Source organism: Fusobacterium perfoetens ATCC 29250, assembly GCF_000622245.1.
Classification (GTDB): domain Bacteria; phylum Fusobacteriota; class Fusobacteriia; order Fusobacteriales; family Fusobacteriaceae; genus Fusobacterium_B; species Fusobacterium_B perfoetens.
In genome coordinates, this window is record NZ_JHXW01000013.1 from 21,434 (window position 1) to 34,811 (window position 13,378).

The 13,378-nt window shown below is 28.4% G+C and carries 15 protein-coding genes and 1 pseudogene; 15 read left to right on the plus strand and 1 reads right to left on the minus strand.

Annotated elements, in window-relative coordinates; genetic code table 11:
* The first annotated feature begins 1 nt into the window (after window position 1).
* From rlmB to rbr, 15 genes and pseudogenes are all read left to right on the plus strand, one after another.
* On the plus strand, window positions 2-712 hold the full coding sequence (rlmB, locus tag T364_RS0105740; protein ID WP_027128726.1) for a 23S rRNA (guanosine(2251)-2'-O)-methyltransferase RlmB: 711 nt from the start codon (window positions 2-4) through the stop codon (window positions 710-712).
* Between the two features lie 18 nt (window positions 713-730).
* Window positions 731-1,315 carry a sigma-70 family RNA polymerase sigma factor gene (locus T364_RS0105745; RefSeq protein WP_027128727.1) on the plus strand — a complete coding sequence of 195 codons (585 nt, stop codon included), beginning with the start codon at window positions 731-733 and terminating at the stop codon, window positions 1,313-1,315.
* A 28-nt stretch (window positions 1,316-1,343) separates the two neighbouring features.
* Entirely contained in the window at window positions 1,344-3,941 is a 2,598-nt protein-coding gene (leuS, locus tag T364_RS0105750) for a leucine--tRNA ligase (RefSeq protein ID WP_027128728.1), read from the plus strand.
* Between the two features lie 166 nt (window positions 3,942-4,107).
* A complete protein-coding gene (locus T364_RS0105755; RefSeq protein ID WP_027128729.1) occupies window positions 4,108-4,749 on the plus strand; it encodes an adenylate kinase in 642 nt (213 codons plus the stop codon).
* Between the two features lie 24 nt (window positions 4,750-4,773).
* Entirely contained in the window at window positions 4,774-5,544 is a 771-nt protein-coding gene (gene map, locus T364_RS0105760) for a type I methionyl aminopeptidase (protein ID WP_027128730.1), read from the plus strand.
* Between the two features lie 88 nt (window positions 5,545-5,632).
* Complete coding sequence (infA, locus tag T364_RS0105765; protein WP_027128731.1) at window positions 5,633-5,851, plus strand: translation initiation factor IF-1; 219 nt, start codon at window positions 5,633-5,635, stop codon at window positions 5,849-5,851.
* 30 nt (window positions 5,852-5,881) lie between these two features.
* On the plus strand, window positions 5,882-5,995 hold the full coding sequence (gene rpmJ, locus T364_RS0105770; RefSeq protein WP_027128732.1) for a 50S ribosomal protein L36: 114 nt from the start codon (window positions 5,882-5,884) through the stop codon (window positions 5,993-5,995).
* Between the two features lie 194 nt (window positions 5,996-6,189).
* Window positions 6,190-6,546, plus strand: coding sequence for a 30S ribosomal protein S13 (gene rpsM / locus T364_RS0105775; RefSeq protein ID WP_027128733.1), 357 nt, complete (start codon window positions 6,190-6,192; stop codon window positions 6,544-6,546).
* A 69-nt stretch (window positions 6,547-6,615) separates the two neighbouring features.
* Window positions 6,616-7,002 carry a 30S ribosomal protein S11 gene (gene rpsK, locus T364_RS0105780; RefSeq protein ID WP_027128734.1) on the plus strand — a complete coding sequence of 129 codons (387 nt, stop codon included), beginning with the start codon at window positions 6,616-6,618 and terminating at the stop codon, window positions 7,000-7,002.
* Between the two features lie 53 nt (window positions 7,003-7,055).
* Window positions 7,056-7,643, plus strand: coding sequence for a 30S ribosomal protein S4 (gene rpsD / locus T364_RS0105785; RefSeq protein ID WP_027128735.1), 588 nt, complete (start codon window positions 7,056-7,058; stop codon window positions 7,641-7,643).
* Between the two features lie 26 nt (window positions 7,644-7,669).
* On the plus strand, window positions 7,670-8,647 hold the full coding sequence (locus T364_RS0105790; RefSeq protein ID WP_027128736.1) for a DNA-directed RNA polymerase subunit alpha: 978 nt from the start codon (window positions 7,670-7,672) through the stop codon (window positions 8,645-8,647).
* A 24-nt stretch (window positions 8,648-8,671) separates the two neighbouring features.
* Window positions 8,672-9,022 (plus strand): 50S ribosomal protein L17, encoded by a 351-nt coding sequence (gene rplQ, locus T364_RS0105795; RefSeq protein ID WP_027128737.1) that lies wholly within the window; start codon window positions 8,672-8,674, stop codon window positions 9,020-9,022.
* Between the two features lie 91 nt (window positions 9,023-9,113).
* Window positions 9,114-9,686 (plus strand): hypothetical protein, encoded by a 573-nt coding sequence (locus tag T364_RS10565; RefSeq protein WP_051532665.1) that lies wholly within the window; start codon window positions 9,114-9,116, stop codon window positions 9,684-9,686.
* A 249-nt stretch (window positions 9,687-9,935) separates the two neighbouring features.
* Window positions 9,936-11,339, plus strand: a pseudogene (locus T364_RS11280) ([FeFe] hydrogenase, group A); the annotation flags it as partial.
* 15 nt (window positions 11,340-11,354) lie between these two features.
* Entirely contained in the window at window positions 11,355-11,915 is a 561-nt protein-coding gene (gene rbr, locus T364_RS11285) for a rubrerythrin (protein WP_276846593.1), read from the plus strand.
* Between the two features lie 51 nt (window positions 11,916-11,966).
* Here rbr and T364_RS0105810 read toward each other — a convergent pair whose 3' ends face one another.
* Window positions 11,967-13,301 (minus strand): MATE family efflux transporter, encoded by a 1,335-nt coding sequence (locus T364_RS0105810; RefSeq protein WP_035945438.1) that lies wholly within the window; start codon window positions 13,299-13,301, stop codon window positions 11,967-11,969.
* Window positions 13,302-13,378 lie beyond the last annotated feature (77 nt).

Genomic DNA, 13,378 nt, shown 5'->3' on the forward strand with positions numbered 1-13,378 from the left:
TATGGAGAAAATAATAGGAATAAATCCAGTAATGGAAATATTAGAAAATAAAGAGAAAAATATTGAAAAAATAGAAATATTTCAAGGGATAAAAGAAGAAAAGGCAAATATTATTAGAAAAAAAGCTTCTGAAAGAAATATAAAAGTTCAATATATAAAAAAGAAATTAGAAAATTCTCAAGGAGTAATAGCTTATATTAGTTCTTATGATTATTATAGAGAATTTGGTGAATTTTTAGAAAAAATTGCTCCTAAAGAAAAAGATATTATATTAGTACTTGATGGAGTTCAAGACCCTAGAAATTTTGGGGCTATAATAAGAAGTGCTGAAATTTTTGGAGTTTCAGGGATAATTATTCCAGAAAGAAATTCTGTAAGCATAAATGAAACTGTAATAAAAACTTCAACAGGAGCTATAGAATATGTTGATATAGTTAAAGTTACTAATATAACAGAAGCTTTAAAAGGATTAAAAAAATTAGGATATTGGGTTTATGGAGCTGAAGGTGATGGAGAAAAAAAATATTTTGAAGAAAGATATCCTAATAAAACTGTTGTAGTATTAGGTAGTGAAGGCTTTGGAATTAGAAAAAAAGTTAAAGAAAATTGCGATATTTTGGTAAAAATTCCAATGTATGGAAAAATAAATTCTCTAAATGTTTCTGTTGCAGGAGGAATACTTTTGGCAGAAGTAGCAAAGGATATATACTAAAAATAATGAGGTGTGGGGATGGATGCATCAGAATTAAATATTTTGATGAAGGCAAAAGCTGGTGATAACGAAAGTTTTGAGATTCTTTTAAAAAAATATGAAAAATATATTTATATGAATACTAAGGGATATTATCTTGCTGATGGAGAAAGAGAGGATTTAATACAAGAAGGGATAATAGGACTTTTAAAAGGAATAAAAAGTTATGATAGTGAAAGAGAAGCTTCTTTTAAAACTTTTGTTATAATGTGTATGAGAAGACAAATTATATCAGCTATAAAATCTTCAAATAGTAAAAAGAATAAGTTTATTAATAATTTAAATAATGATTTAGAAGCAGGATATATAGATAATAATTATGTGGAGAGATCTCCTAATGCAGAAGAAATATATATATATAAAGAGTTAATGGAAGAATTTAGAGAATATACTAAAGAACATTTTAGTGATTTAGAAAAAAAAGTATTAGAAAAGTTAATACAGGGTTATAATTATGGTGAAATAGCTAAGATTTTAAATAAATCTCCAAAAGTAATAGATAATACATATCAAAGAATAAAAAATAAAGTAAAAAAATGGTTAAATGAATTTAGAAATATCTAAAAATAAAAATAGAGAGAAAGGGGAAAAGATGAAAGAGTATAATTTCAAAGAAATTGAAAAAAAATGGCAAGTAAAGTGGGAAAATAATGTACTCTTTAAAACAGAAGATAAAGTAGAAGGAAAAGAGAATTATTATGTACTTGTAATGTTGCCTTATCCATCTGGAAAATTACATGTAGGACATGCTAGAAACTATACAATAGGAGATGTAATAGCTAGATATAAAAGAATGAAAGGGTATAATGTTCTTCATCCAATGGGATGGGATTCATTTGGATTACCAGCTGAAAACGCAGCTATACAACATGGAGCACATCCAGCTATATGGACAAAATCAAATATTGAAAATATGAAAAGACAATTAAAATTAATGGGACTTTCATATGATTGGGATAGAGAAGTAGCAACATATACTAAAGAATATTATAGATGGAATCAATGGATATTCAAAAAACTTTATGAAAAAGGATTAGTATATAAAAAAGTATCTACAGTAAACTGGTGTCCAGAATGTCAAACTGTATTAGCTAATGAACAAGTTGAAGATGGAAAATGTTGGAGACATTCAAATACTCAAGTAATTCAAAAAGATTTAGAGCAATGGTTCTTTAAAATAACAGATTATGCAGAAGAATTATTAACAGGTCATGAGGAATTAAGAGAAGGATGGCCTGAAAAAGTATTAACAATGCAAAAGAACTGGATAGGAAAATCTTTTGGTACTGAAATAGTATTTACAGTTGCTGAAACTGGTGAAAAATTACCTATGTTTACAACAAGAATAGATACTATTCATGGAGTAACATATTGTGTTGTAGCTCCTGAACATCCAATAGTTTCTAAAGTAATAGAAGTAAATCCTTCTATAAAAGAAGCAGTTAATAATATGAGAAATATGGATATAATTGAAAGAACTGCTGAAGGTAAAGAGAAAAATGGAATAGCTACTGGTTGGCATGTAATAAATCCAGTTACAGGAGATAAAGTTCCTTTATGGATAGCTGATTATGTATTAATGAATTATGGTACAGGAGCAGTAATGGCAGTACCTACTCATGACGAAAGAGACTTTGCTTTTGCTAAAAAATATAATCTTCCAATGAAGGTTGTAATAAACCCAATAGGACAAGAAGAAATATTAAATCCTGAAAATATGACAGAAGCCTTTACAGAAGTAGGAGTAATGGTAAATTCAGGAGAATTTAATGGTCTAAATTCAAAAGAAGCTTTAGAAAAAATAGCAGACTATGTTCAAGAAAAAGGATATGGAGAAAAAACTGTAAAATATAGATTAAAAGATTGGGGAATCTCAAGACAAAGATATTGGGGAACACCTATTCCTGTATTATATTGTGATAAATGTGGAATGGTTATGGAAAAAGATGAAAATCTTCCAGTAGAATTACCTACAGATGTTAAATTTACAGGAAATGGAAATCCAATAGAAACATCAGAAGAATATAAACATGCTGTTTGTCCAGTTTGTGGAGGACCAGCAAGAAGAGAAACTGATACAATGGATACTTTCGTAGATTCTTCTTGGTACTATTTAAGATATTGTGACCCTAAAAATACAAATTTACCATTTGATAAAGAAAAAGCAGATGCTTGGACTTCTGTTGACCAATATATTGGTGGAGTAGAACATGCTGTAATGCACTTATTATATGCAAGATTCTTCTATAAAGCATTAAGAGATTTAGGATTAGTAACAGCTAATGAACCATTCAAGAGATTATTAACTCAAGGTATGGTACTTTCTGATTCTTATTATTCACCAACTGAAAATAGATTTGTTTTTGCTGAAGAAGTTGAAGTAAAAGGAGAAAAAGCATTCTTAAAAACTACTGGAGAAGAGCTAGTTGTTAAGATGGAAAAAATGTCTAAATCTAAAAATAATGGTGTAGACCCTGAAGAAATTATGGATAAATATGGAGCTGATGCTACAAGATTATTTATAATGTTTACAGCTCCACCTGAAAAAGAATTAGAATGGAATGAAAATGGATTAGCAGGAGCAGTAAGATTTTTAAATAGAGTTTGGAGAATTGTTATAGAAAATAAAGAGTTTATTAGTGATGAAAAAATAGATTATTCTAAAATTTCTAAAGAAGATAAAGGATTAATAAGAAAATTACATCAAACTATCAAGAAAATAACAGACTCAATAGAAGACAATTATCACTTTAATACTGCTATTGCAGGAACAATGGAATTAATAAATGATGTTTATGAATATAGAGCTAATATATTAGGAACAGAAAAAGAAACTACAGAATCTAAAAAAATATTTGGACAAGTAATAGAAAATATTATAATAATGCTTTCTCCATTTACTCCACATTTCTGTGATGAGTTATGGAAAGAAATAGGAGAAAAAGGATTCTTATTTAATTCTGAATGGCCTCAATATGATGAAAAATTAATTGTAGCTGATGAAGTAACAATAGCTGTTCAAGTAAATGGAAAAGTTAGAGGTTCTTTAGTAATAGATGTAAATGCAACTAAAGAAGAAGTAGAAAAAGCTGCTTTTGAAATTGAAAATGTTCAAAAACATGTTGAAGGAAAAACAATAGTAAAAGTAATAGTTATTCCTAAAAAAATAGTAAATATTGTTGTAAAATAATCTAATTTATAATGCACTACCCAAAATAAGAAATTGTGTAGTGCATTTTTATTTTTGATAAAATAAATTGCTTTAAAAAATATTGAAAAATATATATTTTTTTTAAAAACTGTAGTATAATAAGAGAGTTAATAGAAAAATAATAAAAATAGAAGGAGATGATAGTATGAATATCATGTTATTTGGAGCACCAGGAGCTGGAAAAGGAACTCAAGCAAAATATATTATAGAAAAGTATGGAATTCCTCAAATTTCTACAGGGGATATATTAAGAGCAGCAGTAAAAGAGGGAACTCCTATGGGATTAGAAGCTAAAGCTTGTATGGAGGCTGGAAAATTAGTTTCTGATGAAATAATTATAGGAATAATAAAAGACAGATTAGCAAAAGATGATTGTAAAAAAGGATTTATCTTAGATGGATTCCCAAGAACTATAGCTCAAGCTGAAGCTTTAGAAGCTTTAATGAAAGAAATGAATATAAAATTAGACAAAGTAATTTCTTTAAATGTACCAGATGAATTAATCGTAGGAAGAGTAGTAGGAAGAAGAGTATGTAAAGATTGTGGAGCTTCTTTCCATGTTGAGTTTAATCCACCAAAAGTAGAAGGAGTTTGTGATTTCTGTGGTGGAGAGTTAGTTCAAAGAAAAGATGACTCAGCTGAAACAGTAGGAAAAAGATTAAATGAATATCATGCACAAACAGCACCATTATTTGATTTCTATATGGAAAGAGGAATTTTAGCTGATATTGATGGAACAAAAGAAATAGATGAAATAACAAAAGAAATATTTAATATTTTAGGATAAATTTTATAGAAGAAAGGATGGAATATGGCAGTTATAATAAAAACTCCTGAAGAAATAGAAGGAATAAAAAAAGCCAATCAAATAATAGCTAGATTATACAAAGAAATATTACCTCCTCATATTAAACCAGGAATTTCTACCAAAGAAATAGATAAAATAGTAGATGATTATATTAGGTCACAAGGAGCTATTCCAGGTTGTATTGGAGTTCCGGGACCTTATGGACCATTTCCTGCAGCAACTTGTATATCTGTAAATGAAGTAGTAGTCCATGGAATTCCTAGTGAAAAAATAATATTAAAAGAGGGAGATATAGTTAGTATAGATACTGTAACTATATTAGATGGATTTTATGGAGATGCCGCTATAACTTATCCTGTTGGAGAAATTGATTCAGAAACTAAAAAATTATTAGAAGTAACTGAAAAAGCAAGAGAAATAGGGATAGAAATGGCAGTGGTAGGAAATAGATTAGGAGATATAGGACATGCTATCCAATCTTTTGTAGAGAAGAATGGTTTTTCTGTAGTGAGAGATTATGCAGGACATGGGGTAGGAAAAGAAATGCATGAAGACCCTTGTGTAGCAAACTATGGAAGAAAAGGAAGAGGAATAAAAATAGAAGAAGGAATGGTTTTAGCTATAGAGCCTATGGTTAATATGGGAAGTTATAAAATTGGAATGTTAAATGATGGTTGGACAGTAGTAACAAGAGATGGAAAAAAATCAGCTCATTTTGAACATTCTATAGCTATAGTAAATGGAAAACCATTGGTACTTAGTAAATTAGATTAAAAAATTTTTTAAAAAATATAAAAAAAGTGTAGACTTTTAGTGTAAAATATGGTATCATATTATGAATTTCTGTTCGATAGGAGGAGATATGTCAAAAAAGGATGTTATCGAATTAGAAGGAACTATTTTAGAAGCCCTTCCAAATGCGATGTTTCAAATTAAATTAGAGAATGGGCATACTATTCTAGGTCATATTTCAGGAAAAATGAGAATGAACTATATAAAAATATTACCTGGAGACAAGGTAACAGTTCAAATTTCTCCATATGATTTATCTAGAGGAAGAATAGTTTATAGAAAAAAATAGTTTTTTTACATCACGAAAAAGGAGGTAGAGATGAAAGTAAGAACATCAATTAAACCTATTTGTGACAAATGTAAAGTAATCAGAAGACATGGTAAAATAAGAGTTATTTGTGAAAATCCAAAACATAAACAAGTTCAAGGATAATTAATAAACTTATTTGGAAACTAGATTATTTTACTAACAGGAACAAATTTAGTACTGACATTGGAAGTACTGTAAAGATATGTGTGGCTGTAGGGCCTTTTCTTAGGTTATTCTAAGGCATATCGAGGAAAGTGTTGGCTAACCACAGATGTTAGCGAATATATAAAAATTTTTGTGAATAGGAGGAATCAGATTTGGCTAGAATCGCTGGAGTAGACATTCCTAGAAATAAGAGAGTAGAAATATCTTTAACTTATATCTATGGAATTGGAAGAAAAACTTCTCAAGACATTTTAACTCAAGCAGGAGTTAATTTTGACACAAGAGTAAAGGACTTAACTGAAGAAGAATTAAACAAAATTAGAGGTATCATTGATGGATTAAAAGTAGAAGGAGACTTAAGAAAAGAAGTTAGACTTTCTATAAAAAGACTTTTAGACATTAGATGCTACAGAGGATTAAGACACAAAATGAACTTACCAGTAAGAGGACAAAGATCTAAGACTAATGCTAGAACTAGAAAAGGTCCTAAAAAAATGGTAAAAAAATAAGATTAACTTAAAAGTTAATTATGTCATATTTTAGATGAAGAGAGAATTAGGAGTAAGGAGGGAGCTCAATTGGCTAAAAAAGTAGCTAAAGTTAAAAAGAAATTAAAAAATATTCCTAGCGGAGTAGCTCATATACATTCAACATTCAATAACACAATTATTGCTATTACTGACCCAGAAGGAAGAGTAGTAAGTTGGAAATCAGGTGGAACTTCAGGTTTCAAAGGAACTAAAAAAGGAACTCCATTTGCAGCTCAAATTGCAGCAGAACAAGCAGCTGGAATAGCTATGGAAAATGGAATGAAAAAAGTTGAAGTTAAAGTAAAAGGACCTGGTTCAGGAAGAGAAGCTTGTGTAAGATCATTACAAGCAGCTGGATTAGAAGTTACAAAAATAACTGATGTAACACCAGTTCCACACAATGGATGTAGACCACCAAAAAGAAGAAGAGTGTAGTCACTTAATATTTATTTAAGTATGAGAAAAAAGTAAGGAGGAATATTCGAGAAATGGCAAGAAATAGACAGCCTATATTAAAAAAATGTAGAGCACTTGGAATTGAGCCTATGATTTTAGGAGTAAACAAAACTTCAAAAAGAGGGTTCAGACCAAATGCAAATAAAAAACCTACAGAATATGCAGTACAATTAAGAGAAAAACAAAAAGCTAGATTTATATATAATGTAATGGAAAATCAATTCAGAAAACTTTATGAAGAAGCAACTAGAAAAGATGGAGTAACAGGTTTAGTTTTAGTTGAATTCTTAGAAAGAAGATTAGAAAACGTTGTTTACAGATTAGGATTTGCAAAAACTAGAAGACAAGCTAGACAAATCGTTTCTCACGGACATATCGCTGTAAATAGAAGAAGAGTAAACATTGCTTCTTACAGAGTAAAAGTAGGAGATGTTATATCTGTAATCGAAAATTCTAAAAATATAGAAATAATAAAAGAAGCTATCGAAGGAGCTACAGTACCAGCTTGGTTAGAATTAGATAGAGCAGCATTTGCTGGTAAAGTTCTTCAAAATCCAACAAAAGAAGATTTAGACTTTGATTTAGATGAAGCCTTAATAGTTGAGTTCTATTCTAGATAATAAGCCTTTTAATAGGAGTTGATCAAATGTTAAAAATTGAAAAACATGCTAGAGGTATAAACATAACAGAAGTAAAAGAGAGTGAATTTAAAGGACAATATATAATTGAACCTTTATATAGAGGGTATGGAAATACAATTGGAAATGCTCTAAGAAGAGTTTTACTTTCTTCTATACCTGGTGCAGCAATAAAAGGTGTCAAAATTGAGGGTGTTTCTAGCGAATTTTCAGTTATGGAAGGGGTAAAAGAACCTGTTACAGATATTATCCTTAACATAAAAGAAATAGTAGTTAAAACAGAATCTGTTGGAGAGAGAAAAATGACTCTTTCTGTTAAAGGGCCAAAAATAGTTACAGCAGCTGATATTATTCCTGATATTGGACTAGAAATAGTTAATCCTGATCAAGTTATCTGTACAATAACTACAGATAGAGAAGTTGAAATGGAATTTTTAGTAGATGTTGGAGAAGGATTTATAGTATCAGAAGATATAGATAAAAAAGATTGGCCAATTGGATATATAGCAGTAGATGCTATATATACACCAATTAGAAAAGTATCTTACTCTGTTGAAGCAACTATGGTTGGAAGAATGACAGACTTTGACAAATTAATAATTAATATAGAAACAGATGGAAGTGTTGCTATAAGAGATACTGTTTCTTATGCAGTTGAACTTCTAAAACTATATTTAAATCCTTTCTTAGATTTAGGAAATAGAATGGAATATTTAAGAGATGAATCTGAAGAAGAGGAAGAAGAAGTAGAAAAACAAGAAAAAGATGGAAATATTTTAGAAACTAAGATAGAAGAGTTAGACTTAACAGTTAGATCATTTAACTGTTTAAAGAAAGCTGGAATAGAAGAAGTTGGACAACTTGCTAGATTAAGTATGAATGACCTTCTAAAAATAAAAAATCTTGGAAGAAAATCTCTTGACGAAATCCTTGAAAAAATGAAAGAATTAGGATTTGACCTTAATCAGAATGAATATTCTGAATAATATCGATGAGGAGGAAGCTAACTAATGAATCACAATAAATCATATAGAAAGTTAGGAAGAAGAGCTGACCACAGAATGGCTATGCTTAAAAACTTAACAATCTCATTAGTAAAAGAAGAAAAATTAGAAACTACAGTTACTAGAGCTAAAGAACTTAGAAAATTTGCTGAAAGAATGATAACTTTAGGTAAAAAAGGAACTTTAGCTGACAGAAGAAGAGCTTTTGCTTTCTTAAGAGATGAAGAAGCAGTAGCAAAATTATTCAATGATTTAGCACCAAAATATGCTGAGAGAAATGGTGGATATACTAGAATAATTAAAACTTCTGTAAGAAAAGGTGACTCTGCTGAACTAGCTATAATAGCTTTAGTATAATTAAAATAAAATTAAGAGACTTTTAGGAGTCTCTTTTTTTTTATTTGAAAATATAGTATAATGTAATATAACTTATAAGGAGGTATATTATATGAATACAAAATTATTTTTAGCAGGATTGACTTTAGCCTCTTCAATAGCTTTTGGGGCTGGACCTCAATTTTCTATAGCTCCAGGAATACAATTTGGAGCAACAAAATATGATACAATAACAAATTTTAGTTTTAACTTATTAGGAGCAGAAAACCAAAATATGTCAGGATTAGATATATCATTAGTTGGATATAGAAAAATTAATGGAAATTTTAGTGGTGTACATTTTCCTATATTTGGATTAGAAGCTTTTAGAGTTGGTGGAAATATGGAAGGGGTTTCTATATCTTTATGGAATGATATACAAGGAAATTTAAATGGAGGAACTTTAGGAATAGTTAATACTGTTGGAGGAGACTCTACATTTAACTTTGGTGGAGTAAACTATGTTGAAGGAAGAGCTATGGTACAATTAGGACTTGTAAACTATTCACAATCAGTAGGAGGAATTCAATTAGGTTTTGTAAATGCTACACAAAATTTAGATGGAATTCAAGTTGGATTTATAAATTATGCTGCTAATGGAATTTTACCAGTTTTACCAATCATAAACTTTAAAAAATCTTTTTAAAATTATAGAATGAAAATAGAAAAGACTGTTATAAATTATTGATTTACTAAAAAAATAATGAAAACAGTCTTTTTGTAAAAATAAAATAAAATAACATTTTAATAAAAAAAACTTGCATTTTTTTATAAAAAATGTTATCATATATTTACAAATATGAAATGATTACAATTTTGAAGTTTAGGAGGAATCATGGGAAAACACTTATCTACGGACATAAGAGTAGCTATAGAAAAAAATAATTTTTCTATAATGAGAGATGAAGAGAAATGTGTAAAATGTGGTTTGTGTAAGGAAATTTGTAATAATTATATAGGAGTAAATAATAGATATTCTCTAAAAAATACAAATGATGAAGCTATTTGTATAGATTGTGGGCAATGTTCAAATGTATGTCCAACTTCTAGTATAACAGAAAAATATGATTATAAAAAATTAAAAGAGATTATAAAAGATAAAGATAATATTGTAATCTTTTCTACATCACCAGCTGTAAGAGTTTCTTTAGGAGAGGAATTCAATTTAGAAGAAGGAAGTTTTATTGAAGGAAAGATGGTTTCCTTATTAAGAAAATTAGGAGGAAGTTATGTCTTAGATACTAACTTTTCTGCTGACTTAACTATAATAGAGGAAGCTAGTGAATTGATTGATAGAATAACAAAGAAAAAAGTATTACCTCAGTTTACAAGTTGTTGTCCAGCTTGGATAAAATATGCTGAAATTTTTTATCCTGAAATATTACCTAATATATCTACAGCTAAAAGTCCAATAGGAATGCAAGGACCGACTATAAAAACATATTTTGCTAGTAAAATGGGATTAGATCCTAAAAAAATAGTAAATGTGGCAGTAACACCTTGTACTGCTAAGAAATCAGAGATAAAAAGAGATGAAATGAATGCTTCAGCAAGATATCATAAAATTGATGATATGAGAGATATGGACTTTGTTATTACAACTAGAGAACTAGCTTTGTGGGCTAAAGAGGAAAATATTGATTTCAATGTTTTAGAGGAAAGTTCATATGATAATTTAATGGGTAAAGCTTCCGGAGCTGGAGTAATATTTGCCAATACAGGTGGAGTTATGGAAGCAGCCTTAAGAACAGCTTATTATTATATAACTAAAACAAATCCTCCTCAAGAACTTTATAATTTAACAGAAATAAGAGGAATGAAAGGAGTAAAAGAAGCTTCTTTAAAAATAGGAGATTTAGAATTAAATATAGCTGTTATTTATGGAACTGATAATGCTGGAAAATTTATTGAAAGTTTAGATAAATTAGATAAGAAATATCATTTTATAGAGGTTATGACTTGTCCAGGTGGATGTATTGGTGGAGGAGGACAACCAAAACCAAAAGATGGAGACATGGATAAAGCTAGATTAAAGAGAATAGAAAGCATTTATAATAGAGATTCTCAGTTAAAAATTAGAACAAGTCATGAAAATGAGGAAATAATAACTTTATATAAAGAATTTTATAAGGAACCGTTAAGTGATATAGCAAAAGAAATGCTACACACTATTTATTTTAATAAAAGTAATCAATTAGGAGGGAAAAAAATGAAAAAATATCGTTGTACAATATGTAATTATATTCATGAAGGAGAGTTAACAGAAGACTTTGTATGTCCAATCTGTAAACAACCAGCTTCTGTATTTGAAGAAATAGTAGAGAAAAAAGAAGAAGGAAAAAATAAATATTCAGGAACTAAAACAGAAAAAAATCTTTTAGAAGCTTTAGCAGGAGAATCAATGGCTAGAAATAAATATACTTTCTTTGCTAGTGTTGCAAAAGCTGAAGGATATGAGCAAATTCATAATTTATTTATAAAAACTGCTGACAATGAAAGAGAACATTCAAAATTATGGTTTAAAGAATTAGGAATGTTAGGAGATACTAGTGAGAACTTATTACATGCAGCTGAAGGAGAAAACTACGAATGGACAGATATGTATGATAAATTTGCTAGAGAAGCTGATGAAGAAGGATTCCATGATTTAGCATTAAAATTCAGAGCTGTAGCAAAAATAGAAAAAGCTCATGAAGAAAGATATAGAAAATTATTAAGTAATGTTGAAATGAAAAAAGTATTTGAGAAATCAGAAGAAACTATGTGGGAATGTATAAACTGTGGTCATTTAGTAATGGGTAAAAAAGCTCCTGAAAGTTGTGAAGTTTGTGGATATGCGCAAGGATTCTTTGAAGTAAGAAGCGAAAACTATTAAAAATAAATTAGAGGGTATTGAAATTTTTCAATACCCTCTATTAATTTTATATTAAAAAACTTTATCTTTAGTTTTAAAGAAATTATAAATATGAAAACTTGAAATAGCTATCCAACCAATACCTGTAGCCCAAGCAACTCCACCAAGTTTTAAAGAATCTATAAAGAAATATGAAAGAACAACTCTTATTATAATTTGTAATGTAGTTCCTATAAATGGAATATTTAAAATACTAGTTCCTCTAAAATATCCAACAAAAGCACTTCCATTAAAACATAGAATATAGAAATAAGAAATTATTTTTAAATATTCAACTCCATTATTAACAGTTTCTTCATTTGCATTTTCAAGTAACATTTTTATAAAAGGGTTAGCTCCTATATACATAAATAAAGCCATTATAATTCCTAAAGAATACATTAAAATAAGACTAATTTTAAATCCATCATAAGCTCTTTTTTTATTTCCAGCTCCTATATTTTGAGCAATAAAAACAGAAATAGCTTCAGTACCACTTATAGCAAAGGTATTAGCTATTCCTTCTATTCTACTAGTAGCTGTATAAGCAGCTATACCAAAAGTTCCTAGAGTATTTACAGCTCCTTGAACTAATATTTTACCTATATAAAGACTAGATTGATGTAAGGCCGAAATTGAAGAAAAATAAATAGTTTTTTTAAGAAGTTCACTATCATATTTCATATCATTTTTAGAAATAATACATTCAGAGAAATTTTTTCTTAGATAAATAAAACATAGAAAAGCAGATATTCCTTGAGAAATTACAGTTGCCCAACCAGCTCCAGCTATTCCTAAATTTAAAAATTTTATAAAAATAATATCTAAAAAAATATTACAAATCATAGAAATAATTAAGAAAATAAGAGCATATTTTGTATTTCCCATTGACCTTAATTGTGAAGCAAATAAATTATATAAAAAAGTAACAAATAAGCCTATAAATATTACAACTAAATATTGAGTAACATACATAGTTAATTCTTCTGGAGTATTAATGATGTTTAAAATACTAGATAACAATATAATAGAAATTATACTTAAACTTATTGTAAATATTAAACCAAATGTTAAAGCCAAAAAAGATTCTTTTCTATAGGAGGCTAAATCTTGTTTTCCATAAAAAGTAGAAAGTATAATGGATACTCCTGTACAACATCCACCTATTAAGAAAATAAAAAGATTCATAACACTTCCAGCTATTCCTAAGGCAGCAAAGGCATTTTCACCAATATATTTTCCTACAATAATTGTATCAACTAGATTATAGAATTGTTGGAAAATATTTCCTATCAAAAGAGGAAGAGCTAAATATATAAGTTGAGATTTTATATTTCCTTCTGTTAGTATATAAGTATTTTTTTTCATTATAATCTCCTAATAAATAAAATATAATTAAATTATAACATATAAAAAAATAAAAGTTAATATAAATAAAAGATAAA